The organism is Paenibacillus sp. NPDC101420 (assembly GCF_050277435.1).
Lineage (GTDB): Bacteria > Bacillota > Bacilli > Paenibacillales > Paenibacillaceae > Paenibacillus_AQ.
The window spans coordinates 210,845-233,481 of the sequence record NZ_JBNNSE010000008.1; the positions used below are offsets into that span (position 1 = coordinate 210,845).

A 22,637-nucleotide genomic window follows, 5' to 3' on the forward strand; every position below is an offset into this window, starting at 1 on the left:
ACAGGTGACTTGAGCTATGCACAAAAAAACAGGTGCAGCGCTACTCTCGGCTATTATTCCGGGACTGGGCCAGTTCTTCAATCGACAGTGGCTGAAAGGATTAGTATTCCTGCTGGTGGGGTCTGCTGGAATCTATTTTATTGCTCATGATCTAATGGGTTATTTGCGGGGATTGATCACACTTGGTGAATTTCCAAGCCGTATGGTCAAGGTAGGTAAATTAACCCGGATGGTGGAGGGCGATCACTCCATTTTTATGATGATCAATGGTCTGATGTCATTGCTGGCGCTGCTGTTTTATACAGCTTTTCATTTACTGAATATCAGGGATGCCTTTCTAGTTGGAGCTGCGCGGGACCGGAATGAGCCCATTCATTCATTCGGTGAATCGCTCAGACATATGGGGCGTAGAAACTTCGCCTATCTTGTACTAGCGATTCCTTTTGTGGCAGTGGTTTTTCTGACGATATTGCCGCTTGTTTTTTCGGTGCTACTGGCGTTTACGAACTATGCCGACCCGATTTTACCGCCTGCGCATCTAGTAGAATGGGTGGGGTTCGGTAATTTTAATAAAATGCTAAGTTTGGATGTATGGAGTTCAACCTTCGGCGGAGTGCTGACTTGGACACTGATCTGGGCGATTATTGCTACTGCGACGACTTACATTGGAGGTGTGCTCATCGCTGTACTTATTCACCAGCCCCGTGTTCGGTGGAAAAAGCTTTGGCGTACACTGCTGATCGTTCCCTTTGCTATTCCTAATATGATTTCTCTGCTCGTCATGCGTAATATGTTCAATAATCAGTTCGGACCGATCAATAGTTATGTAAGAGCTTTGGGATTGGAGGGGGTGGCCTGGCTGACTAATCCTTTCTGGGCAAAGGTCACCGTAATTCTGGCTAATATGTGGATCGGAATTCCGGTTACCATGATTCTGGCCTTTGGGGTACTGACAACGATTCCAAGGGATATGTACGAAGCTGCTGAAGTGGACGGTGCTGGGGCATTCTACAAATTCCGCATGGTTACATTGCCTATGGTACTGTTCGCGACTGCTCCAATCCTGATCATGCAGTTTGCCGGTAACATTAATAGCTTTAACGTCATTTACCTGATGACCAACGGAGAACCGGTTAATCCGGATTACCAGTACGCGGGCCATACCGATCTGCTGGTGACTTGGCTCTACAAACTGGCGCTTAACCAATCGCAATACAGCTTTGCTTCCGTAATCGGGATTGTCATCTTCCTGCTGGTCGCGACCTTCTCCATCTGGAGCTACCACCGAACGCGATCCTACAAAGAGGAGGATATGATTGCATGAAGCCAAAACTGACAGAAGCGTTTAAAACGATTGGAAGCCATTTGCTACTGATTGTGCTCAGTTTTATTAGTCTTTTTCCAGCGTTTTGGATTATTATGTCTTCATTCAAGACGGGAAACAGTTTGTTCAGCGACTCGTTGATTCCTAAAAATTTCACGTTCATTCATTACAAGGAACTGTTTGAGCAAACTAAATATTTGATTTGGTTCATGAATACACTAAAGGTTGCAGCGCTGTCTACGCTACTTGGCACTTTTCTGCTGCTGTTGACTTCGTATGCCATCTCTCGCTATCGGTTCACGGGCAGAAAAACGACACTGACCGCGCTTCTAGTTCTGCAAATGTTTCCGGGATTCATGGCTATGATTGCAGTTTACGTGCTGCTGAACACGCTTGGGCTACTGAATTCCCATTGGGCACTTGTGCTTGTATACAGCAGTGGCGCCATTATCACCAATGTGTTGTGGCTAAAGGTTTTTTTGATACTATTCCTAAAAGTCTGGAAGATGCTGCGCGGATGGATGGGGCGAGTCATATGAAAGTTTTTCTATCTATAATGATCCCGCTGTCCAAACCGATGCTTACCTATGCCAGTCTTATGATATTTAATGGCTGCTTTGTGGATTTCATATTCGCTGACCTTGTATTGCGTACGGAAGAGACGAGAACGCTCGCTGTCGGGCTTTTCCGGATGGTGAATCAAAGCAATTCGACTGAATTCACATTGTTCGCCGCCGGAGCGGTGCTGGTTGCTCTCCCGGTCACGCTACTGTTCATTTTCCTTCAGCGATTCCTGGTGGACGGTCTGACCGCGGGTGCAAGTAAGGGTTAGTTCGATTTGCGCTCCCACTCTACAGCAGTACTGAATTCTATAAAAACCACTTCCTTTTCAGAAGAGCAAGAATCTGATGCGGGAGTGGTTTTTTAATTTAAAAGCTTCATTTATGTTCCTGTCATTCAGGATTTATTGCTGATGGAATTGTTTTTGTGTGGTTTCTAAAATCTTCTTGGTGTGGAGAGGATTGAAGAATGATGAAAATAGGAGTAGAATTCCTCATGGAACTAACACTTAAGGGAGTTTGTGATGTACAAAAAATCCCCGGAGCACGGGGTTATTTTCTAGCATTTATTAAATGTAGAATCCTAATAAATCCTTGTGAGTTATAGAGCAGCAAAGAGAAAAGAGGAGAGTTACCATGGAAACAGTATTAGTAAGAGAATATCGGTCAGATTTGCTGGAATGTGTCCATAGCGGACATATTGCAATCGTAGGAGAACACGGGAACGTAAAGGGCTATGCAGGTGATCCTGAGTTTGTATCCTTTACCCGTTCTGCGGCCAAGCCACTTCAGGCTATCCCAGGCATTCGTGGAGGAATCGTGGAGCATTATGGTTTTACACCCGCAGAGGTTGCCCTAATGACTGCTTCTCACCGAGGAGAGAGCTACCATGTTGCCGCGCTAGAGAGTATTTCCTCCAAGATTGGGATCGATGAGCAACAAATGATATGTGCCACTAGCTATCCACTGGATTATACGAGTAGAGAGAATGCCATTCGCGGTACGGGCAAAAGAAAGTTCTATCATAACTGTGCGGGCAAGCACATGGGGATTTTATCATATAGTAAGCTCAAAGGACTACCACTTGAAGAATACTCTCAGCCGGAGCAAACGGTTCAGCGTGAAATTATAGATACGATTGCTTATATGGCTGGTGTAGCACCAGACAGTATTGGTCTAGGTACGGATGGATGCGGTCTGCCGGTATTTGCCATGCCTTTGACAGCCTTGGCGACTGCGTATTTGAAATTAGCTAATCCTGATTTAATTGCTGACGAGGCAACTCGCAGAGCGGTCACCATAATCACTGCGGCCATGAATGCTCATCCGGAGATGGTTTCTGGGTCTGGACGCCTTGATTCGATCCTTTTGGAAGATGAAAATATTATTGCTAAGGGTGGATTTAAAGGCGTATATTGCTTCGGGTTGCGCCGCGAGCGACTGGGTATTGCCTTCAAGATTCTGGATGGATCAGAAGAAGAGTGGGGACTTATTGTACAAGGGATTTTAAATCAGATTGGATACAGTCAGAAAAATACTTTGGAAAAGCTGCGTAATGCATTTTCAGGTGTGATCTACAATGATGGTGGTACACGGGTAGGTCATGCAGATACAGAATTTCAGCTTCATTTCATGAAATAGGAACTTAAAAAGGAGCCCGTCGCTGCGCATCCATCTCGGATTCGCAGCGACGGGCTCCTTTTGTAAACGAAGAACAATTATTTCTGACGTAGACGGCCGAGTTCGGAGACGAGCGCTTCCACCTGAGAAATACTGAGTCTATCGCTGCCCATGGCTACCTCATAGACATCGAAGATATCTTCATATTTATCTACTGAAAAAGCGGAGGCTTGCATTGCAGCAGCACTTGCCATCTTCAGTTTGTTCTTGATGGCCTCGATCATATATTCAACATTTTCCTGACTAGGTTGTGTTAAATCCATAGGGTTATTAACATCCTTTCTGTACACTGATTCATGTATTTTACCATGATTGTGAGCTTGATCACCATTTTTTTGTCGGGCTCACAGAAATCATGTTAAATTAAAGGCGTGAAATCAAAAAAATATCATCGAAGGGAGGAAAGGTATTGGCAATTAGAGAACAGGGAAGCGGTAAACGAAGCAAAATGGACGATGTAGGATTGGTGTCCTTTTTTATGGAAATTGCAGCGCTGCATTCAGCTAAGAAAGTTACCTTTCTGTGTATCGGAACGGATAGATCTACAGGTGATGCTCTCGGTCCACTAACAGGCAGCAAACTTCTGGAATATGGCTTTCCGCACGTAATCGGTACGTTGCCATCTCCTTGCGATGCAGATAATTTGGTGGCCAGAGTCGCTGAGATTCCATCTGAGCATATCATTATTGCTGTGGATGCTTGCCTAGGACCTCCAATAGCTCTTGGATATTACTTCGTTTCGGATGAGCCGCTTCAGCCAGCACAATCGGTGGGGGTATGCCTTCCCGCAGTGGGGCATTATAGCTTGGCGGCGATTGTAGATATCAACGGTCCCAAGCCCTATCGGACGCTGCAGACGACTCCACTACATAGAGTTATGGTTATGGCTGAACAAATTGCCGCCGCAGCAGCAAAAGGGTTTGGAATTGGGGGTTAAGAATAGGATGCCGGTTTCAAGGAGAGCTGTTTTGCTTAATAATAGATATTAGTTAATATATCTTAGTATTTTGGAAAGAGGGAAGCAGCCATGGAAAGAGTACGTTGTGACGGAAGCAATATTTGCTACAGTGATCAGGGGAAAGGCGAGGTTATTGTATTACTGCATGGCTTTTGCGGAAGTGCTGAATACTGGGAACAAATCATTCCCATCTTAAGCAGCGACTACCGAGTGATTGCTCCCGATTTACGTGGTCATGGAGCTTCAGAGGCTCCACTAGGCCCCTATACTATTGAACAAATGGCAGACGATGTTCTGGGCTTGTTAAATACACTAGAAATTTCTGAATGCACCATGCTGGGACATTCTCTTGGTGGGTATATTACACTTTCGTTCGCGCAGCGGTATGCCTCTCGATTGAAGGGCTTCGGATTAATCCATTCTACTGCATATCCGGATAGTGAAGAAGCTCGGGAGAATCGATTGAAAAGTGTCAGCAGGATTCAAAATGAAGGCATTACTCCTTTTGTGGACAGCTTCGTCCCAGGAATTTTTGCTAAAGCAACCGCTTCTGCATCACCGCAGCTGCTGGAGCGAGCTAAAGAAATTGGTTACAAAACGCCTCCACAAGGAGCAGCGGGAGCTGCGCTGGCGATGCGTGAGCGTCCGGATCGGCGTGATGTGATCACAGCTACCACGTTGCCGGTACTACTTGTTGCTGGCGAGCAGGATGAACTGATTCCTGCGGAGCGCACCTTTACTTCGGATAAACCAAATATAACGCAAGCTACGATTTCTGGAGCGGGCCACATGAGCCTCTTTGAAGCTCCTGAACGGTTAGCTGAGGTTATCAAGGAATTCACCCAAGCTACGGTTAGTATTAACAGCCATTCGTGATCGCTGAAATAATAATTCAAAAAGAGGCAGCTCCGCGTCAAAGTAACTGGCGTGGGCTGCCTCTTTTTTAGGAGACTATTGAAACTTACGGATTCCCAATCCGGCAAAGATAGCTATGGTTGTTACGCCGCCAATGTGGGACGGCCGGCATTTCATGTCAATAAGTAGAAGGATTCTAGTCATTATTTTTTCCGTAATTGCTTTAGTGGCATAGCGTAGTGCAATGGTTTAAGATAAATGAATAAAACACATATAATACCTAGATACAAAAGCTTCACAGTTACAGTATGGAAAAGGGGGAAGTTCATGTTCCGAAGAGACTATATTGTCCGAATGATCGAAGATATGACGGCGATGGTTGCCAAGGTTCTAACGCTGAAGCAAGAGCGGAAGACAACGGAAGCCTTATGGGAAATTGATGAGCTATTGAACCGACATTTTCCGCTGAACTCACGTCTTTTAAATTCACTATCTGTAGAAGATATTATAGATATGTTCCGGTTTAACGGTGTATTGGAGTCAGATAAGCTTCAAGGTGTAGCTAAGCTGCTTAAGGAAGAGGGCAGCATTTATGCTGCAAATGGCGATCATGACGCGGCACTATTCAGAAGTATGAGAGCACTGCATTTATTTTTGTACGCAGATTTGCACGGCGCTGATCGAGAAATGCTGCAGATGACAGAGGATATTAATGAACTTCTGGAGGAAGTCAAAGCGTATCGTCTTCCAGCCAAGACGGAACGGCTGCTTCTAGATTATATGGAGTCAATCGGACATTATAGTAAAGCGGAGGACAGTCTGTATCGACTATGGGAGCAGGGAGAAGATGTCTCACTGGAAGGTGATGAATTGTACAGACGGCTGCTGCTTAAATCACCGGAAGAATTGGAACAAGGCTCGCTTCCTATCCATGAAGTGGAACAAGGATGGAAAGAGTGGCGCCGGATCACAGAAGTTCGGAGGGAGTCGGAAGCCTAATGAATACCCCTTTATTTATTATCGATGCCTTTGCAGGAAAAGCATATTCAGGAAACCCGGCAGCAGTATGCTTGCTGAAGCATCCAGTCGACGAGGCATTTATGCTTAAGACAGCAGCAGAAATGAACTTGTCAGAGACGGCATTTCTCTGGCCGGAGAATGATGGATATCGTCTGCGCTGGTTCACGCCCAAGGTTGAGGTTAATTTATGTGGCCATGCTACTCTAGCGAGTGCACATATATTATGGGAGGTGGGATTGCTGGATCCAGAGGTGGAAGCTAGATTTTATACACGCAGTGGGTTGCTTAGAGCTTCTCGTGCGGATGACCTCATCTCACTGTACTTCCCGCCTTATGAGCTTAAGTCTTCTCCTACAATTCCGGCTCTTATAGAAGCACTTGGTATTACAGAAGAAAATGTGGTAGAAACTATGCTATATGCTGAAAATGTACTTGTACGGCTCGATCAGGAATCCCTAGTTCGTGAACTTAACCCAGACTTTGGGGCTTTATCCCGGCTTGAAGAGCGAGCCTTTGCGGTTACTGCAGAAAGCTCCATCGAAGGCATTGATTGTGTGTCACGGTTCTTTGCACCGAAGATGGGGGTAAATGAGGATCCGGTCACAGGCTCAGCGCATACTGCGCTAGCACCTTTCTGGGCTAGTCGACTTAACCGTACGCAGTTGACCGCTTATCAAGCTTCCGAACGAGGAGGCTTACTTCAACTTGAGGTAAGCAAAGATCAGATTAAGATGTCTGGCCGAGCAATAACTATTGTTAGTGGAGAGCTGCATGTGAAGCCCTGATAGGATAACTCTTGTAGAGCCGTGATATAATGGAACGATGATGGTTAGGAGACAATGATTCTCCATTTTTAATCCCGAAAGTGAGATGTGCGTTGTGGAATCTTTAAAAGCTCTTATTGAACAACTGATTAATGACCGTACCTTGATTATGGCTACCTTAAGCCAAGTACGTAACAAAGGGGAGACCTGTACGAAGGTACAGATTAAACCTGTCGAACTAAAAGGTAAGTTGCATTATCAGTTTGCGTCCTATATTGGTACAAAGGTTGAACATCGTAACGTACCGGCAGAATTAGCAGCGGAGGACATGACCCTTTTATTTAGAGAATCATATCGCCAAGGCTTGTTATGCACGGTGGAAGCGGATTATCAGGTGCTGATTAGCAAAAAATTCAAAGTATCCATCCTTACCAAGTCTCCCAGTAAAAAAGAAGAGCCGGATCTGGCACACAACCGCCGCAAGCGTTATGTGCTGGAGGATGGAGAACCTGTGCCATTTCTTGTGGAGCTTGGCATAATGAACAGAGAAGGAAAAGTGCTGGCCAAGCGATACGATAAGTTCCGGCAGATCAACCGTTTTTTGGAGATGGTTGAGGATGTGCTTGCCGATCTGCCAACGGGACGGCCATTAACGATTGTTGATTTTGGATGTGGTAAATCGTATTTGACCTTTGCTCTTTATCACTATCTGACCGTCCGCAAGAAGCGGGAGCTTAATATTATTGGACTTGATTTGAAAGCGGATGTAATTGAGCATTGTAATGAGCTTGCTGCGAAAATCGGTTATGATCATCTGAAGTTCCTTGTGGGTGACATTGCCGAGTACGATGAGCTGGATCAGGTAGATATGGTTATAACGCTTCATGCTTGTGACACAGCTACAGATGCTGCACTCGAAAAAGCAGTACGTTGGGGCGCCTCCGTCATTTTGTCTGTGCCTTGCTGTCAGCATGAATTGTTCGCGCAGATTGAGAATGAAGTAATGAGTCCGATGCTTTCACATGGGATACTTAAGGAGCGTTTCTCTGCCTTGGCTACGGATGCTATCCGTGCCAAATTGCTCGATATGATGGGTTATAGCAGCCAGCTGCTGGAATTCATCGACATGGAGAATACACCGAAGAATATTTTAATCCGCGCCGTTAAAAGCTCGGGTGGTGATAACTCCGTCAAATGGCGTGAATACACCGCATTCCGTGATTTTATAGGGGCGAAACCTTACCTTGAGCGCGTATGTGCTGACCTGCTTCCGAGTGAAATTTCGGTGGAGGGGTAGCACGAGCAATTTTCCCCATCCGGCGGGATTTTTCGAAAAATAGTTGTACATTATGCAATTACATTAGGATACAGTAGCGAATATCAGAGGTTAGTTGCACTCTTTGTAACTATCAAGCTTTTTTGATGAGAATTGGGACGGTACAGCTCCTTCGTGGAGAGGTATCGTCCTTTTTGCATTCTAGTTTTGCGAAGGGGAAATGTGGAAAGGATAGAGATAACTTAACGAATATAGGGGTATCTAAATGGGGAGCGTTAACAGAGAGCGGAGTCTGGATTCAATAATCGTATATTTTAGTGCAGCCTTAGTCATCGCAGCCGGAGTAGGAGCTTGTTTGCTGCGTGGATTTTTTTTTACAGAGGAGATGTACCTCTTTCTGACCCTATGGTTTGTGATGTGTTCTGTGGCTTTGCTTTATTTGTACATTGGAGTAGGCAAGTGGAGAAGTAGCACAGGGGGAGCAAGTGGAGTACGTAGAGCTTTGAAAATAATGTTGACTGCACCTTTAATACTTCTATCACTCTATCAGATTCATTGGCTAAGAGATCCTCTTTCGGCACAGGGAACAATGAATGAAATATTACGGTGGGGCTTGTATGCTAGCTTTGCATTTTTGGTTTGTTTTTGCGCGTTGAATCGGGTGGGGCGTCAGCTTATCATTGCTGCGTGGTCTATTTTGGGCATGTTCTTAAGCATAAGTGCTTTGCTGGCAGTGTGCGGGGTGGTAGAGTTACCTTTCGCTATAGCCTACAGTAATTCATCGGAAGTAAGCATTACAGGTGCCAGATTAGCAGGGGTGATGGAATATCCTAATGCCTTTGGTGCTGTAATGGCTGTTTTTCTACTGGAGCGGCTGTTTGCTGTCGCTGCTTATTATGTAAGACCTCAGAAGAGTGTGGATGGATGCGATAGATTGGAACGGCGAGAACCGCGCAGCACGGCCGCCGCGCTGCTGCGCCTGCTGCCGCTGTTCCCGTACGCCGCCGCGCTGCTCCTCAGCGAGTCGCGCGGCGCGTGGCTGACGGCGGCTTGCGCCTGCGCCGCCGTCTTGCTCTGGAAGCGGCTGCTCATCGCGCCGCTTCTTGCCGCTGGCGCCGCGCCCGTGGTCGCCGCGGCGCTGCTCTACCGCCAACTGGCCCGTGCCGGGTTGGCGGTAGAGCCTTTGCCCGGCCTGCTGTTGCTGGCCGGGCTTTGGGCCGGCGCGTTGCTAGCCGGCCTATGGCTGTGCCGCCGCCAGCGCAGCGCGGCGGGCATTGCCCGAGCCGCCATGCTGGCATTGGCGGCAGCAGGTTGGACGGCGGCGGGCACTGTCGTCCTCCTGCACGTGCGCGAGCGGATCACCGGACCGTCATCGACGGTATCCGCGCGTGGTCTGTTCTACCGCGACGCCTGGCGGCTGACGGTAGAGGCACCTTGGCTGGGGCGCGGGGGCGAGACTTGGCGGAGTTCATACCTCGCCGCCCAATCTCGCCCTTATGTTGGCAGCCAAGTGCATAGCGGTTATCTCGACATCCTGTTGAACCTAGGATTTGTTGGCCTGGCAGCCATACTGCTTATGCTGCTAGCAGCAGGCTGGCTGCTGGCTCAGAGATCGCCGCGTCTACTGCCGCCATTTTTGGTTATCGTTATGCATAGCGCAGTCGATTTTGACTGGAGCTACGGATTAATCTGGCTGCTGCTTTTTTGGCTGCCAGCACTTGCCCTGTCTGAATATGAGCACAAACATCAATCTGCGAATACCCGCTTTACGTCCATAAGTTTGTTCACCACTCATTTCGCATCCGCGAACCTCAGCGCCCCTATCCCTGCATTCGCGAGTATGTCACCCCCATATTCCCGCCGACTATTCATCACTGTCGCCTGCTGCCTTTTTCTCATGCTATCTGTATTGTCCCTTCACGCCACACAAGGAGAGAGGTACTACCGGCAAGCAGTTCAGACGGTTGATCCCTCGGTGAAGGTAGATTTGCTAGAGCAATCACTAGCGTGGAATCCCCAGTCTCCTAAAACAGCTGTAGCATTATCCAGGCTACTTACGGGTGAACAAAGCGTGAGTATACTCCAGCAGAGTTTGCAATATTCTCCGGAGAATGCAAGTTTAAACTGGGAAATGGCTAGACGATGGATGTACAGTGATGATCCGGGAGCTGCATTATATTGGATACGCCGAAGTATTAAGCTCGATAAATACAACTCTGTTAAGTGGGTCAAAGGGATTGAAGGCATGCTTATGATGGGCCGGAAGAAGTTAGCGGAAGGGAATCGAATGGAGGCCATAAGCTGTATTGCCTCAGGGAACGAGCTTCTGCGGGAGTATAGAGTGTTGGCAGAATACGAGGCAAGTAAAGGTGAGCAGCATAATGACCGGAAGTTCCAAATAACAGAACAAGCCGACGACCTGAGTCGACGGCTTAGTGTATTGGCTTCACGATTTTAACTGACGTGAAATGATCCAAGAGTACAGAACAGGAACGAGAATAACAAGTACAAGAGCCGTAATAATAAGGGTCTGAGACAAGGTGCCGCTCAAAAAGGCTCCCCCAAAAATAAGCAATCCGCCGATCATCCACATTCTTCCGGAGAGACGATGTGTTTTTCGCCACACCTCTGGGCTAGAGAGCGTCCATGCTGTGCGAACACCGAACAAATAATTATCTTTTACCTGTGGCATGTAGTTGCCGAGCGCAATAAACATCACTCCTAGGGCTCCTATAGCAATTTTACCCACATTAATCTCTTTACCCAGACCGTAAGCAACCGTGAGCACGAGCATGAGATTAAAAAGCACCCCAATAGCGAGTCTGCTCATAGCATAGGCATTTTCGAACTTCTTATAATTTTCCCGTTTAGGATCAATGCTACGTGTGAACTGCATGATCAGCGGAAGCACAATGCCCAGGATTCCGAACATAAAAATAGCTATATTTTTATCCCAATACCGGTTGACTTTACCTGTAATTCCCCACTGCGCGGGCAGCTCCTGTGGCAGCTTGCCATAATTGATTAAAGCATAAGCTAATGAAGCTAAACCTAATATCACAATCAGTGTATCTTGCCATCTCCATTTAAAATCCTTCATCTTCAATCATCCTCCTTCTCAGAATGCATATTCTGACGGCTTTGTTTTCCGTCCTGTGATTTGCTTTCCGTCTCCAATTGCTTTCCCGTACCTGTTAGCTCGAGCAACCAGCCAAGAACCTCTTCGAGAACCGTCGTATTTAATGAATACATAATGAATTGACCTTTTCGTTCATCCTGTACGAGATCGGCATGCTTCAGTGCATTCAGATGGTGAGAAATGCTTGGCTTTGACATGTTGAAAAAATCAGCAATTTCACCTGCGGTTCGGTCCTTTTCCCTTAGTAACCGAATGATTTGGCGACGGGTAGGATCAGCTAGTGCTTTGAAAGACTCATTCATATTCCACCCACCATTTCGATATTTAGGTAACTGTCTAAATATATAATAACCATTCTTATTCTTATCTGTCAATGCGTATTCTCCTGATTTTGATTAAGAAAGAAATTGTCACCGAATCTTTGGATTTACCGCCGTTTGCGGCTATGCCCTTGCTAATACTAACTGTGGGCAAGTATTCGATGAATGGTTCGAAACATAGAAGCAGAGGAGAGGATATATGATGCTGACGAATAAGGTTGCAGTTGTTACAGGTGCGGGTTCTGGGATTGGGGAAGCAATTGCTCTTCTTTTTGCCCAGCAAGGGGCTAAGGTTATTGCTGCGGACATCCATCTGGGGGATGTTGAAGCGGTGGCCAAGAAGGCAGAACAAGGTCATGGCAACGGGGTGGTGTATCCTGTAAAGGCAGACGTTTCGAAGGAAGAGGATACTCAGCGAATGATTGATGCCGCAAGTACACAATTTGGTGGACTTCATATTCTCGTTAATAATGCGGGGATCATGGATAAAATGACCCCGGCTCATGAAATCACAGACGACTTATGGGAGAACGTAATTGCAGTGAACGTCACCGGACCCATGAGAGCCATTCGTAAGGTCCTACCGATTTTCATGGCACAAGAAGGTGGATGTATCATCAATGTAGCATCGATCGGCGGCTTAGAGGGATCACGTGCAGGAGTGGCCTATACTGTCTCCAAGCACGCTGTCATCGGTATGACTAAAAATGTAGGGTATCAGTACTCGAAGCTTGGAATTCGCTGTAATGCTATAGCACCAGGTGGGGTAAAGACGAATATTGATTTGTCTAATCCGAGTACTTTTGGTAGTCAAAAGGCAGGAGATGGTATGGTGTCCATGCCGCGAACAGGGGAAAGCAGCGAGATCGCATCGATAGCTTTATTCCTGGCTTCAGAAGCTGCGAGCTTCGTGAATGGAACGGTAATAACGGCGGATGCCGGATGGACCGCTTATTAAATAGCTTTTACATTTTAGACAAACAGGTGTCCATTTCCATCTTCATGCTGGAAGTGTACACCTTTTCTGGTTATACAGGTCGTTCTAACTCTTTTTAAGAGAGGGTCTATATAGGGTAATGGCCTCGCGCTGTAAGTAGATGTGATAAGGTTGCTTGTGCTAGAATAGGCTAAGAGAAACTGGAAAATAGAGCAGAGCGGCAGAGCTTTTAAAAATATAAGAAAGTATAAGTTTAGCATCTATACTTTATGTTCTTATATTTCTCGCTTAAACGCTAAGCGTCTTTATATAGACGCCAAAGATGTTTATGCTAGATACATAGCCATATTCTGCGGAAAAGGGAGGAGGAGTACGGTTGCATGTTATTTCTGATCTGATCTCAACATTGTTTGAATGGATTCAGAGTCTTGGTTATTTTGGGATTATGATCGGACTTATGATTGAAGTTATTCCGAGTGAAATTGTACTGGCTTTCGGTGGCTTTTTAGTATGGAGTGGAGATATTAATTTTTTTGGCGCCGTATTATTCGGTACGATCGGCGGAGTCATTGCACAGATTTTTGTGTATTGGATTGGCCGTTATGGTGGCAGACCTGTTTTGGAGAAATACGGGAAATATATTTTCATTCAAAAGAAGCATATTGACCATTCGGAAGAGTGGTTCAATAAGTACGGGACTGGCGTAATCTTTACAGCACGTTTTATTCCGGTTGTTCGTCATGCCATTTCCGTTCCAGCTGGGATATCGAAAATGCCTTTAGGTAAGTTCACTTTGTTGACTACGCTTGCTGTTATTCCATGGAGTGCTTTGTTTGTATATCTGGGTATGACCTTGGGGAATAAATGGGAAGATATTGACAAAGTAGCAGCTAAGTATACCAACGAAATTATACTTGTAGCGATCGCTCTGATCATCATTTACTTTGTGTTTAAATGGTACAAATCCAAGAAAAAGGGGACTACAAAATGAAGCAGAATGTAGCTCAAAAGTTTGGAAAAGGCCTAACACCGCGCCAATTCGTAGAAAGTATGACGAAGAATCAACAGGCTTTTGAATCCTGGTATGAGAAGTTTAATTGGGAAGATGAGAGCGATAAGGAATATTTCGAAAGTCTGAACCATCGCGACGATTTGCGGGTACTTATCCTAGCAGCGGATTGGTGTGGAGACGTAGTACGCAATGTTCCTGCTGTATTCCGTATTCTGGAGACGGCGGGAATGAAGACAGAGGTATTTATTTTGGAAGAGAATCCGGAGCTTATGGATGATTTCTTGACCATGGGTGGCAGATCTGTCCCAGTCGTGATTTTTGCAGACACTGGAGGATATGTGCTCGGACATTGGGGTCCTAGACCAGAGCATGTGCAGCGTATAATGAGAGAGTTCAAACGTGAGAATCCTGACCGTGAGGCCGCTGATTACGACAGCAAAATCGCAGAAGCACGTAAGGCCATGGGGCAAGCCTATGGGGAAGGAACGGAATATCAGGCAGTTATCGCAAAAGAACTGCGTAGTCTGGTTTCCGGATTCTAGACCGATGCTTAATATACGTTCATTTAATCTGGGTCCGCTTCAAACGAATGCCTACTTACTGACAGGTGCGGATCCTGCGAAGGGTATCATCGTAGATCCTGGTATGAATCCTGCTGCATTAGTGCGGAGTATCGAAGGAATGGAAATCGAAGCTATTTTGTTAACACATGCACATTTTGATCATATGGGCGGTGTAGACGAAATTCGTAAAGCTAAGAAATGTCCTGTTTATTTACATCCACTTGAAAGTGAATGGCTAAGTAGCCCCAAGCTGAACGGTTCACTAATGTGGTCGGAGGTGTCACCTCCTCTAGCTACAGATCCTGCGGAATATGATCTGGCAGAAGGGCAAGTTCTGCAGTTCATTGGACACACCTTCCGTGTGTACCATACACCTGGTCACTCTCCAGGCAGTGTAAGTTTCCTTTGTGGAAATGATCTATTCTCCGGAGATGTACTCTTTAAAATGGGAGTTGGGCGCACAGATTTACCTGGTGGTAGGGAACGGGATCTGTTCGATTCTATTCGTGGCAAGCTATACAAAATGGATGACGAAGTGAAGGTTTATCCAGGACATGGTCCACGGACAACCATTGGATTTGAAAAGATTCGAAACCCTTATGTTCCTCAATAGACGTTGGTTCTAGTAGAACCGACAAAAACCGAGGAAGTTTTAATAGACAAAAGACTACAAAAGGACTAGAATGAGGTTAATTAAATGTAACATTAACCTCGCGAAGCACGCAGACTGCGGAATTAATCCCGGTTTGCGTTCTTTTTTTTGTCTTCATATAGGCTTAAAAGCATGGAGGGAAGTAGAATGGAGAAGAATATATACTACCCGCTGGACTACGGTTGGTATGACTCCAAGGAGAAATGGAACCATTTTTGCAGCAGTAATTGCCGTTTTTTTTCGGAGTGTTCAGGAAAGGGTGGCTTTTGTTCATCCATAGAACGTAGAGACATACAATTTGAAGATAAGGAACTTCGTAAGGGCTTGCTTCAGGAGGCCTGTGGGGTTTACGGGGGAGTACCAGTGGTTTCAGGAGGCGAGCTCAGAAGAACGCCTCTTTTTTGGCATTTTCCGGCAAGGAAAGGGATAATTCAGCCCTGGCGGCGTAAGTTGTGGGATCTCAAAAAATAATTATGGAGTGGAATGAACGATTCATAATACATATTCGTACTACAAATAGAAACGAAATCTTGAATGGAGGGGCAGATGAGCGATCAGTCGCTGGAGAGAATCAGACGGGCACAGCAGGGAGATACTTCAGCACTGTCTTCACTGCTGCGAGAACACTATACTTTTTTATTCAAATATTTAATCAAGGTGACCATGGACCCGTTGCTGGCAGAGGATCTTGTACAGGACACCATGGTCAGATGTATGGAGAAGATCAACACCTATAACGGAACTTCTTCCTTTTCCTCTTGGTTAATCACAATTGCCACCAGAATATTTATTGATCGCAAGCGGCGCTGGAAGCGTGAAGCGGAATGGAAACAGCGGGAGCAACAGGAACAGGGGATCCGTTCGATTCGTTGGCGATTTGAGAGCAGGGGGGAAGAGTGGAGTGAAGTGCTGGATTCCCTCTCCAAATTACCTTCTGCGCAAAGAGTGGCTGTGCTACTGAAGCATTACTATGGCTATAGTTATGACGAAATTGGCGAAATCCTGCGAGTTCCTTCAGGTACAGTCAAGTCGCGTGTATCCCTTGGACTTAACCAACTACGAAAGGAGCTGAATGAGGATGGAGAAGGATAAAGATAAGGAGCCTGAGTTGTATTTGCATAAGCTTTCAGATGAGCTTGACCGGTTAGATGCACAATATAATGACATCACACCACCTTCATTACAGGAACTGGAGAGGTTAATGGTTGATGCCTCTGTGCATAGAAAGAGCATGGAACGTAAAGAGCTGCTGTTATTCTGGGGCATATCGTTGATCCTGATCAGCGTATTTCTATCCATTCTCGGTTCTGCACCGATGATCTATTGGATTATTCAAGCGATTATTCCTATTGCGGGACTCAGTGCTCTAGGAATAGCGAGGATCAGGAGGAACAGAGAAGGTGCGCAAGAATGAATGAGCTGCAGGATGTGCCTCTATGGTTATGGTTTTGCATAGCGATAGCATTAATGCTGCAAGGGACATTGCTATTCAGGGACGCAAGACGACGCGGAAGAAAAGCCTGGTTCTGGGGTCTATGGGCTATAACTACAGTTCCTTCACCCGCTTTGGTCTATTTACTTGTTGTCATTCTACCGGAAAGACGTAGGAGAAAGAAGATGTGAAGGTCCAGGATATGAGCTCGTTCCTTTCATTACACAAAAGGAGTGGTACTTCATGGAAGATGTAAATTGGGGATTAATTATGCCGTTGATCATTTTGCAGGCTTTACTGGCTATTATCGGTTTGATTTCTTTAGCCAAAGCAGATAGAGTACGCGGTCCAAAATGGATGTGGATTATAATCATTATTTTCGGAAATATATTAGGCAGCGTAGCTTATTTCACGATAGGAAGGAAAGATGTCTAATGTCACTTCTTCAAGTTACGAATTTGCGCAAAAGCTATGGGGCGCATATTTCCGTACATGATATAAGCTTTGATATTGAAAAAGGGAGATGTGTCGCTTTACTAGGACCCAATGGTGCAGGCAAGACGACCACACTACGTATGCTGGCGGGTCTTCTAGAACCTACCTCTGGAATGATTTCGTTTGAGGGGAGCCGTCCTGGAGCAGAATATCGCAGAGGACTAGGATATGTACCGCAATCTCCAGCCTTTTACGGTTGGATGACTGGACAGGAATATGTTGTGTTTGCTGCAAAGCTTAGTGGAATGGGAGCTAAAGAAGCAACAAGCAGCGCTTTGGAATCGCTTATACGTGTAGGCCTCAAAGACGATGCACGCCGCAGGATTGGTGGATATTCCGGGGGGATGAAGCAGCGGTTGGGTCTCGCACAGGCACTTGTGCATCGCCCTCGACTGCTTCTACTGGATGAGCCCGTATCTGCACTTGATCCGATCGGCCGCAGGGAAGTGATGGAATTGCTACGAGAAATACGTGAAGAGACAACGGTAGTTTTCTCCACGCATGTGCTGCATGACGCGGAAGAGATTTGTGATGATATTATTTTAATGAATCATGGACGCATTGCTGAGCAGGGGTCTCTGTCGCAGCTTCGTTCACAATACAGCCTTCCTGTTATTCGTTTACGTACCGAGAAGCACAAAGAAGCCATTCAGTGGCTGGAATCTCTTGCCTCCAAGCCGTTTGTACTGGATTCGGAGTTGTTTGGAGATCATGCGGTATTTAATGTGCATGATGTAGAAAAGGCCCGCCAGACGATTTTGCAAGAAGCAGCGCAGCTCGAAATTCCATTGCTGCAATTTGAAGCAGGCTCTTCCACATTAGAGGATTTATTTATGAAGGTGGTGGGCGTATGAGCAGCACCTGGGTCCTTTATCGAAAAGAAATGCTCGAGATGGCTCGCAGTTATAAGCTAATCTGGATACCTGTCGTGTTCATCATTTTAGGCATTATGCAGCCTTTAACTATTTATTATTTGCCGGAAATATTAAAAGCCTCCGGGGATGTGCCCCCAGGTCTGCTGGAAGGGTATGAAATACCGCATGCCGCAGTTGTGATGGCGCAAGCACTGGGACAGTATGGAACAATTGGAATGCTGGTATTGGTGCTAGGCTCGATGAATACTTTAGCTGGAGAACGCTATAGCGGAACTATGGAGTTAATTCTAGTAAGACCTGTTTCTCCCGCAGCAATAGTGATCGCTAAATGGACAGCTCAACTGACCCTGCTTGTTGTTGCGCTTGGATTGGGTGCAGCGGGTGCAGCTTATTACACGGAGCAGCTAATTGGTTCAGTACCGTGGGGCGATGCTATCGCAGCTTCAGGAGTATATGGTTTGTGGTTATTATGTGTTGTCTCGGCTACGTTGTTGTTTAGTGCCTTTTTAAGACCGCCAGTAGCTGCTTTTTTAGCACTGGCGTTAATGGCTGGATTGTCATTAGGCTTAAGCTTATTGCCTACATGGTTTGACTGGACACCCGCAGGACTTTCCGGACTGTCAGCAGGAATTCTTACAGCTGGAGAGGGCTTTAGAGCAGGTCCATATCTTTCTGCAAGTGTATTGATCATAATTTGCCTTGTTGGGGCTGCGCTTTTGACAAGAAAGAACAACTTTCCCGATTGATTATTAAGCTGTACTGTATCGAATATAGTATATTTAAAAATATAAGAAAGTATAAGTTTCACACTATACATTTTCCTTCTATTTCTCGCATAAACGCATATCGTCCTTAGGGGACGCCGAAGGCGTTATTGCTTGGTAGAATTTTCAGGATCGTCTGGACTGCCGCTAGACAGTTCTATCTTTTTTTAGTAGACTGTTGAAACAAGCAAAATCATGATAGATTTTGGGGTCAGGAGGTAGGGCGATGCTGCGTTTAGGAGAAAAGATTGTCATTGTTGCGGACGCTTTTGAGCAGAGTCTTCCTATCGGGGAATACGGCTACCTAATTGCTTACGACCGCAATCCCGATAATGCGTTTGACTATGTTATACGTGTACCGGAAGCCAACAGGAACTTTTATGTTCCGGCTGAAGACATTGAGGCGGAAGAACATTTATTAGTAGCTGAGGCTGAAAGAGCAACGCATGAAGCGTTAATTGATTATGCTTTGTCCACGTACAATGAGAAGCTGTTCCATCATTTGATGAACGGTGAAGATATGGATACAGAAGAGACGGAAACAACGTCAACCGAAAGCATGTCCCAAGCAGATTTCATCAAACAAGTGAATCTTAGAGCTTGGATTTAAGGAAGGCCGGCGAAAGCCGGCTTTTTTGTTATAACCCCATCATTGAATTGTCCAAGCTTCTACAATATAATTAAAAACGTTATCCGGGCGCTTTAGCCCTTTAAACAGGAGGGATTTATCTTATGAGCATTACCGTTAAAGATGTGCAGCATGTGGCCAAGCTGGCTCGTCTGCAATTGAGCCCGGAAGAAGAGGCAACCTTTACAGAACAAATGAATGCTATTTTACAATATGCTGAGAAGTTGAATGAGCTAGATACGGAGAATGTGAAGCCGACCACGCATGTACTGCAGGTCAGTAATGTGATGCGTGATGATGTTGTGAAGGAAAGCCTAACGCAAGAGGAAGCACTTCTTAACGCGCCGGATGATGAAGACGGACATTTCAAGGTTCCAGCTGTTTTGGAATAACTACATAATTAGAAAGGGGGAAGAATCTTGAGCCTGTTTCAAAATCGATTGCCTGAAGTACATCGCATGTTAACTGCTAAAGAAGTATCGGTCAGTGAACTGACTGAAGAATCGCTGGCGATTATCGCTGAGCGGGATAAGAAAGTAAATGCATTTTTGACCTTGAACGAGGAGGGCGCTCGTAGCACCGCACGCGCTTTGGACGACAAACTGGCATCTGGAGCAGCACGTGGATTGCTGTTTGGTCTTCCTGCCGGAATTAAGGATAATATTGTAACTAAGGGACTACGCACGACCTGTGCCAGCCAATTTTTGAAAGATTTCCAGCCGATTTATAACGCTACTGTGGCTTCTAAACTGCAGCAGGCAGATGCCGTAACGATCGGTAAATTGAATATGGATGAATTCGCAATGGGTGGATCTAATGAGAATTCAAGCTTTGGTCCTGTACGCAATCCTTGGGATTTAGAGCGTGTGCCCGGCGGTTCCAGTGGCGGATCTGCTGCAGCAGTAGCTGCAGGCGAAGTATTCTTCTCACTAGGTTCGGATACTGGGGGTTCCATCCGCCAGCCTGCTTCCTATTGTGGTGTTGTAGGTCTCAAACCTACTTATGGTCTTGTATCACGTTATGGACTGGTAGCCTTTGCTTCCTCACTCGATCAGATTGGACCATTAACACGTAATGTAGAGGATTCTGCATATGTGCTTCAAGCGATTGCTGGTTATGATGCCCAGGACTCTACTTCAGCTAAAGTAGAAATTCCTGATTATTTGAGTTCTCTGACTGGTGATGTTTCCGGACTTCGCATTGCTGTACCTAAGGAATACTTGGGAGCAGGTGTCGATGCTTCTGTGCGTGAGACAGTCTTGTCCGCACTTAAGGTGCTGGAAGGAATGGGTGCTGTCTGGGAGGAAGTTTCGTTACCACATACGGAATACGCAGTAGCAGCTTATTATTTGCTGTCCTCTTCGGAAGCTTCATCTAACCTCGCGCGTTTTGACGGTGTGCGTTATGGTGCACGTGTAGATGAAGGCGGAGGATTGCTTGATCTATATCTTAATTCCCGCAGTCGCGGCTTTGGCCCTGAGGTCAAACGTCGTATTATGCTAGGGACTTATGCGCTTAGCTCCGGGTATTACGATGCTTATTATTTAAAAGCACAAAAAGTGCGTACTTTGATTAAACAGGACTTTGATGACATCTTTAAAAAATATGATGTGGTCATCGGGCCTACAGCGCCTACGACAGCATTCAAATTAGGTTCACAGACGGAGGATCCGCTGACCATGTATCTGAACGATATTCTCACGATTCCTGTGAGCTTGGCAGGTATTCCTGCTGTTAGTGTTCCTTGTGGCTTTGCGGAAGGTATGCCAGTAGGTTTGCAAATTATCGGTAAAGAATTTGACGAGAGTACGATTCTGCGTGTTGCTCACGCTTTTGAACAAAATACTGATCATCACAAGCAGCGTCCACAGCTGTAGTAAAGGAGGGAATGGGATTACTTATGTCTAAATACGAAACGGTCATCGGCTTAGAGGTTCACGTAGAGCTTCATACCAACTCCAAAATCTTTTGCGGATGCTCCACTGAATTTGGAGCCCCGCCTAACACGCATACCTGTCCTGTCTGCCTGGGTCACCCCGGCGTATTGCCAGTTCTTAACAAACAAGCGGTAGATTACGCTATGAAAGCAGCGATGGCGCTAAATTGTACCATTGGTGATGTTAGTAAATTCGACCGCAAGAACTATTTTTACCCGGATTCACCGAAAGCTTATCAGATTTCGCAGTTCGATCAACCTATTGGTTTGAACGGCTGGATCGACATTGAAGTGAATGGAGAAACGAAACGGATTGGTATTACTCGTCTTCATTTGGAAGAGGATGCGGGTAAGCTTACGCACGTAGATGGCGGTTTTGCGTCGCTCGTCGATTTCAACCGGGTGGGAACACCGCTTATCGAAATCGTATCTGAGCCAGACTTGCGCTCGCCAGAGGAAGCTCGTGCTTATCTGGAGAAAATCCGTGCCATTATGCAATACTGCGACGTATCCGATGTCAAGATGGAAGAGGGATCGATGCGCTGTGACGCGAACATCAGTCTACGTCCAGAAGGACAAGAGGAATTCGGTATTAGAGCAGAGCTTAAGAACATGAACTCCTTCCGCGGTGTGCTGCGTGGACTGGAGTATGAACAATATCGTCAGGCTGAGATCCTGGATGATGGTGGAGTAGTTGTACAAGAGACTCGCCGCTGGGATGAAGCCCAAGGGAAAACTTTATCTATGCGTGGAAAAGAAGAAGCGCACGATTATCGTTATTTCCCAGATCCAGATCTGATCGTGCTGCATATTGACGATGCGTGGAAAGAATCCATTCGTTCGACGATCCCGGAACTACCGGATGCAAGGCAAGCTCGCTACAGTGAAGAACTGGGTCTTACAGCTTATGATGCTGGCGTGATCACTTCCTCTAAACCGCTAGCGGACTTTTTCGAAGGATGCCTTACTTATACGCAGGATGCCAAGGCTGTAGCTAACTGGATCATGGGTGATCTGCTTGCTTATTTGAACAGTAATAACCTGGAATTGTCTCAGGTCAAAATTACGCCGCAAGGGCTCGGGGAAATGATCGGCCTCATTGCAGGTGGAACCATCAGCAGCAAGATCGCTAAAACGGTATTTAAAGAAATGCTAGAGAGCGGTAAATTGCCTGCTGCAATCGTTGAGGAAAAAGGTCTGGTACAAATCAGCGATGAAGGTGCCATTAAAGGAATTGTGGAAGCTGTCGTAGCTGCCAATCCACAATCAGTGGAAGATTATAAAGCAGGTAAACAGAAAGCCATCGGTTTCCTCGTAGGACAAGTTATGAAAGAAAGTAAAGGTAAGGCAAATCCAGGTCTTGCGAATAAACTTCTGATCGAGGTATTGAGCAATTAAAACGATTATCGTCTTTAGTAGTCGATAACGTTGTTTATACTTGGGGTAA

The 22,637-nt window shown here is 46.0% G+C and carries 26 protein-coding genes and 1 pseudogene; 24 read left to right on the top strand and 3 right to left on the bottom strand.

Annotated features, from left to right (window positions below; all coding sequences use genetic code 11):
• The first annotated feature begins 16 nt into the window (after positions 1-16).
• From ACQKMP_RS26620 to ACQKMP_RS26630, 3 genes and pseudogenes are all read left to right on the top strand, one after another.
• Positions 17-1,324 (top strand): ABC transporter permease subunit, encoded by a 1,308-nt coding sequence (locus ACQKMP_RS26620; protein ID WP_427471907.1) that lies wholly within the window; start codon positions 17-19, stop codon positions 1,322-1,324.
• Positions 1,321-2,156 (top strand): annotated as a pseudogene (locus ACQKMP_RS26625) (sugar ABC transporter permease). Before ACQKMP_RS26620 ends, ACQKMP_RS26625 begins: the two are co-directional and overlap by 4 nt.
• A 364-nt stretch (positions 2,157-2,520) precedes the next feature.
• Positions 2,521-3,525 carry an asparaginase gene (locus tag ACQKMP_RS26630; protein WP_427471908.1) on the top strand — a complete coding sequence of 335 codons (1,005 nt, stop codon included), beginning with the start codon at positions 2,521-2,523 and terminating at the stop codon, positions 3,523-3,525.
• A gap of 77 nt (positions 3,526-3,602) precedes the next feature.
• Here ACQKMP_RS26630 and ACQKMP_RS26635 read toward each other — a convergent pair whose 3' ends face one another.
• Complete coding sequence (locus tag ACQKMP_RS26635) at positions 3,603-3,827, bottom strand: DUF1128 domain-containing protein (protein WP_042191840.1); 225 nt, start codon at positions 3,825-3,827, stop codon at positions 3,603-3,605.
• A gap of 146 nt (positions 3,828-3,973) precedes the next feature.
• Between ACQKMP_RS26635 and yyaC the strand changes: the two genes are divergently transcribed.
• The 6 genes from yyaC to ACQKMP_RS26665 all read left to right on the top strand — a co-directional run bounded on the left by yyaC (position 3,974) and on the right by ACQKMP_RS26665 (position 10,895).
• On the top strand, positions 3,974-4,501 hold the full coding sequence (yyaC, locus tag ACQKMP_RS26640) for a spore protease YyaC (RefSeq protein WP_379425344.1): 528 nt from the start codon (positions 3,974-3,976) through the stop codon (positions 4,499-4,501).
• Positions 4,502-4,591: 90 nt separating this feature from the next.
• Positions 4,592-5,398 (top strand): alpha/beta fold hydrolase, encoded by an 807-nt coding sequence (locus ACQKMP_RS26645; protein WP_427471910.1) that lies wholly within the window; start codon positions 4,592-4,594, stop codon positions 5,396-5,398.
• A 306-nt stretch (positions 5,399-5,704) separates the two neighbouring features.
• Positions 5,705-6,376, top strand: a complete 672-nt coding sequence (locus ACQKMP_RS26650; RefSeq protein ID WP_339243499.1) for a DUF6483 family protein — start codon at positions 5,705-5,707, stop codon at positions 6,374-6,376.
• Positions 6,376-7,182: a PhzF family phenazine biosynthesis protein gene (locus tag ACQKMP_RS26655; protein WP_427471911.1), complete on the top strand. Its 807-nt coding sequence runs from the start codon at positions 6,376-6,378 to the stop codon at positions 7,180-7,182. Before ACQKMP_RS26650 ends, ACQKMP_RS26655 begins: the two co-directional genes overlap by 1 nt.
• Before the next feature lie 85 nt (positions 7,183-7,267).
• Positions 7,268-8,458: a class I SAM-dependent methyltransferase gene (locus ACQKMP_RS26660; RefSeq protein WP_076300657.1), complete on the top strand. Its 1,191-nt coding sequence runs from the start codon at positions 7,268-7,270 to the stop codon at positions 8,456-8,458.
• A gap of 244 nt (positions 8,459-8,702) precedes the next feature.
• A complete protein-coding gene (locus tag ACQKMP_RS26665; protein WP_427471913.1) occupies positions 8,703-10,895 on the top strand; it encodes an O-antigen ligase family protein in 2,193 nt (730 codons plus the stop codon).
• Here ACQKMP_RS26665 and ACQKMP_RS26670 read toward each other — a convergent pair.
• Together ACQKMP_RS26670 and ACQKMP_RS26675 are read right to left on the bottom strand one after the other, a co-directional pair.
• Positions 10,884-11,537 (bottom strand): SdpI family protein, encoded by a 654-nt coding sequence (locus tag ACQKMP_RS26670; RefSeq protein WP_042191828.1) that lies wholly within the window; start codon positions 11,535-11,537, stop codon positions 10,884-10,886. The genes ACQKMP_RS26665 and ACQKMP_RS26670 overlap by 12 nt on opposite strands.
• A gap of 2 nt (positions 11,538-11,539) precedes the next feature.
• Positions 11,540-11,878, bottom strand: coding sequence for an autorepressor SdpR family transcription factor (locus ACQKMP_RS26675; RefSeq protein WP_427471936.1), 339 nt, complete (start codon positions 11,876-11,878; stop codon positions 11,540-11,542).
• Between the two features lie 217 nt (positions 11,879-12,095).
• Here ACQKMP_RS26675 and ACQKMP_RS26680 point away from each other — a divergent pair, with 217 nt between their 5' ends.
• From ACQKMP_RS26680 to gatB, 15 genes are all read left to right on the top strand, one after another.
• Positions 12,096-12,854: an SDR family oxidoreductase gene (locus tag ACQKMP_RS26680; RefSeq protein WP_427471915.1), complete on the top strand. Its 759-nt coding sequence runs from the start codon at positions 12,096-12,098 to the stop codon at positions 12,852-12,854.
• 355 nt (positions 12,855-13,209) lie between these two features.
• Entirely contained in the window at positions 13,210-13,824 is a 615-nt protein-coding gene (locus ACQKMP_RS26685; RefSeq protein ID WP_042191826.1) for a DedA family protein, read from the top strand.
• Positions 13,821-14,387 (top strand): thioredoxin family protein, encoded by a 567-nt coding sequence (locus ACQKMP_RS26690; RefSeq protein WP_076285468.1) that lies wholly within the window; start codon positions 13,821-13,823, stop codon positions 14,385-14,387. Before ACQKMP_RS26685 ends, ACQKMP_RS26690 begins: the two co-directional genes overlap by 4 nt.
• A 4-nt stretch (positions 14,388-14,391) precedes the next feature.
• On the top strand, positions 14,392-15,021 hold the full coding sequence (locus tag ACQKMP_RS26695; protein WP_042191821.1) for an MBL fold metallo-hydrolase: 630 nt from the start codon (positions 14,392-14,394) through the stop codon (positions 15,019-15,021).
• Between the two features lie 186 nt (positions 15,022-15,207).
• Positions 15,208-15,531: a hypothetical protein gene (locus ACQKMP_RS26700; protein WP_042191819.1), complete on the top strand. Its 324-nt coding sequence runs from the start codon at positions 15,208-15,210 to the stop codon at positions 15,529-15,531.
• Between the two features lie 75 nt (positions 15,532-15,606).
• The gene (gene sigY / locus ACQKMP_RS26705; protein WP_042191818.1) at positions 15,607-16,152 is read left to right on the top strand and encodes an RNA polymerase sigma factor SigY; all 546 of its coding nucleotides are present in this window, start codon (positions 15,607-15,609) and stop codon (positions 16,150-16,152) included.
• Positions 16,139-16,474, top strand: coding sequence for a YxlC family protein (locus ACQKMP_RS26710; protein WP_042191817.1), 336 nt, complete (start codon positions 16,139-16,141; stop codon positions 16,472-16,474). Before sigY ends, ACQKMP_RS26710 begins: the two co-directional genes overlap by 14 nt.
• A complete protein-coding gene (locus tag ACQKMP_RS26715) occupies positions 16,471-16,683 on the top strand; it encodes a hypothetical protein (RefSeq protein ID WP_042191816.1) in 213 nt (70 codons plus the stop codon). Before ACQKMP_RS26710 ends, ACQKMP_RS26715 begins: the two co-directional genes overlap by 4 nt.
• 52 nt (positions 16,684-16,735) lie before the next feature.
• Positions 16,736-16,927, top strand: a complete 192-nt coding sequence (locus ACQKMP_RS26720; RefSeq protein ID WP_042191814.1) for a PLDc N-terminal domain-containing protein — start codon at positions 16,736-16,738, stop codon at positions 16,925-16,927.
• Positions 16,927-17,841, top strand: a complete 915-nt coding sequence (locus ACQKMP_RS26725; protein WP_427471917.1) for an ATP-binding cassette domain-containing protein — start codon at positions 16,927-16,929, stop codon at positions 17,839-17,841. Before ACQKMP_RS26720 ends, ACQKMP_RS26725 begins: the two co-directional genes overlap by 1 nt.
• On the top strand, positions 17,838-18,608 hold the full coding sequence (locus ACQKMP_RS26730) for an ABC transporter permease subunit (RefSeq protein WP_427471919.1): 771 nt from the start codon (positions 17,838-17,840) through the stop codon (positions 18,606-18,608). Before ACQKMP_RS26725 ends, ACQKMP_RS26730 begins: the two co-directional genes overlap by 4 nt.
• A 244-nt stretch (positions 18,609-18,852) precedes the next feature.
• Positions 18,853-19,236, top strand: coding sequence for a hypothetical protein (locus ACQKMP_RS26735; RefSeq protein WP_042131017.1), 384 nt, complete (start codon positions 18,853-18,855; stop codon positions 19,234-19,236).
• A gap of 122 nt (positions 19,237-19,358) precedes the next feature.
• On the top strand, positions 19,359-19,646 hold the full coding sequence (gatC, locus tag ACQKMP_RS26740; RefSeq protein ID WP_042131015.1) for an Asp-tRNA(Asn)/Glu-tRNA(Gln) amidotransferase subunit GatC: 288 nt from the start codon (positions 19,359-19,361) through the stop codon (positions 19,644-19,646).
• Positions 19,647-19,673: 27 nt separating this feature from the next.
• The gene (gene gatA, locus ACQKMP_RS26745; protein WP_042191806.1) at positions 19,674-21,131 is read left to right on the top strand and encodes an Asp-tRNA(Asn)/Glu-tRNA(Gln) amidotransferase subunit GatA; all 1,458 of its coding nucleotides are present in this window, start codon (positions 19,674-19,676) and stop codon (positions 21,129-21,131) included.
• Positions 21,132-21,142: 11 nt separating this feature from the next.
• Positions 21,143-22,588: an Asp-tRNA(Asn)/Glu-tRNA(Gln) amidotransferase subunit GatB gene (gene gatB, locus ACQKMP_RS26750; RefSeq protein WP_076300655.1), complete on the top strand. Its 1,446-nt coding sequence runs from the start codon at positions 21,143-21,145 to the stop codon at positions 22,586-22,588.
• Positions 22,589-22,637: the final 49 nt, after the last annotated feature.

Coding starts and splice junctions, on each gene's coding strand:
- ACQKMP_RS26730 (WP_427471919.1), top strand. CDS start 17,838: ATGAGCAGCACCTGGGTCCTTTATCGAAAAGAAATGCTCGAGATGGCT.
- ACQKMP_RS26690 (WP_076285468.1), top strand. CDS start 13,821: ATGAAGCAGAATGTAGCTCAAAAGTTTGGAAAAGGCCTAACACCGCGC.
- ACQKMP_RS26620 (WP_427471907.1), top strand. CDS start 17: ATGCACAAAAAAACAGGTGCAGCGCTACTCTCGGCTATTATTCCGGGA.
- ACQKMP_RS26680 (WP_427471915.1), top strand. CDS start 12,096: ATGATGCTGACGAATAAGGTTGCAGTTGTTACAGGTGCGGGTTCTGGG.
- gatB (WP_076300655.1), top strand. CDS start 21,143: ATGGGATTACTTATGTCTAAATACGAAACGGTCATCGGCTTAGAGGTT.
- ACQKMP_RS26670 (WP_042191828.1), bottom strand. CDS start 11,537: ATGAAGGATTTTAAATGGAGATGGCAAGATACACTGATTGTGATATTA.
- ACQKMP_RS26650 (WP_339243499.1), top strand. CDS start 5,705: ATGTTCCGAAGAGACTATATTGTCCGAATGATCGAAGATATGACGGCG.
- ACQKMP_RS26660 (WP_076300657.1), top strand. CDS start 7,268: ATGTGCGTTGTGGAATCTTTAAAAGCTCTTATTGAACAACTGATTAAT.
- ACQKMP_RS26655 (WP_427471911.1), top strand. CDS start 6,376: ATGAATACCCCTTTATTTATTATCGATGCCTTTGCAGGAAAAGCATAT.
- ACQKMP_RS26635 (WP_042191840.1), bottom strand. CDS start 3,827: ATGGATTTAACACAACCTAGTCAGGAAAATGTTGAATATATGATCGAG.
- ACQKMP_RS26645 (WP_427471910.1), top strand. CDS start 4,592: ATGGAAAGAGTACGTTGTGACGGAAGCAATATTTGCTACAGTGATCAG.
- ACQKMP_RS26695 (WP_042191821.1), top strand. CDS start 14,392: ATGCTTAATATACGTTCATTTAATCTGGGTCCGCTTCAAACGAATGCC.
- ACQKMP_RS26710 (WP_042191817.1), top strand. CDS start 16,139: ATGGAGAAGGATAAAGATAAGGAGCCTGAGTTGTATTTGCATAAGCTT.
- ACQKMP_RS26725 (WP_427471917.1), top strand. CDS start 16,927: ATGTCACTTCTTCAAGTTACGAATTTGCGCAAAAGCTATGGGGCGCAT.
- sigY (WP_042191818.1), top strand. CDS start 15,607: ATGAGCGATCAGTCGCTGGAGAGAATCAGACGGGCACAGCAGGGAGAT.
- ACQKMP_RS26700 (WP_042191819.1), top strand. CDS start 15,208: ATGGAGAAGAATATATACTACCCGCTGGACTACGGTTGGTATGACTCC.
- ACQKMP_RS26630 (WP_427471908.1), top strand. CDS start 2,521: ATGGAAACAGTATTAGTAAGAGAATATCGGTCAGATTTGCTGGAATGT.
- ACQKMP_RS26715 (WP_042191816.1), top strand. CDS start 16,471: ATGAATGAGCTGCAGGATGTGCCTCTATGGTTATGGTTTTGCATAGCG.
- ACQKMP_RS26675 (WP_427471936.1), bottom strand. CDS start 11,878: ATGAATGAGTCTTTCAAAGCACTAGCTGATCCTACCCGTCGCCAAATC.
- ACQKMP_RS26735 (WP_042131017.1), top strand. CDS start 18,853: ATGCTGCGTTTAGGAGAAAAGATTGTCATTGTTGCGGACGCTTTTGAG.
- ACQKMP_RS26720 (WP_042191814.1), top strand. CDS start 16,736: ATGGAAGATGTAAATTGGGGATTAATTATGCCGTTGATCATTTTGCAG.
- gatC (WP_042131015.1), top strand. CDS start 19,359: ATGAGCATTACCGTTAAAGATGTGCAGCATGTGGCCAAGCTGGCTCGT.
- ACQKMP_RS26665 (WP_427471913.1), top strand. CDS start 8,703: ATGGGGAGCGTTAACAGAGAGCGGAGTCTGGATTCAATAATCGTATAT.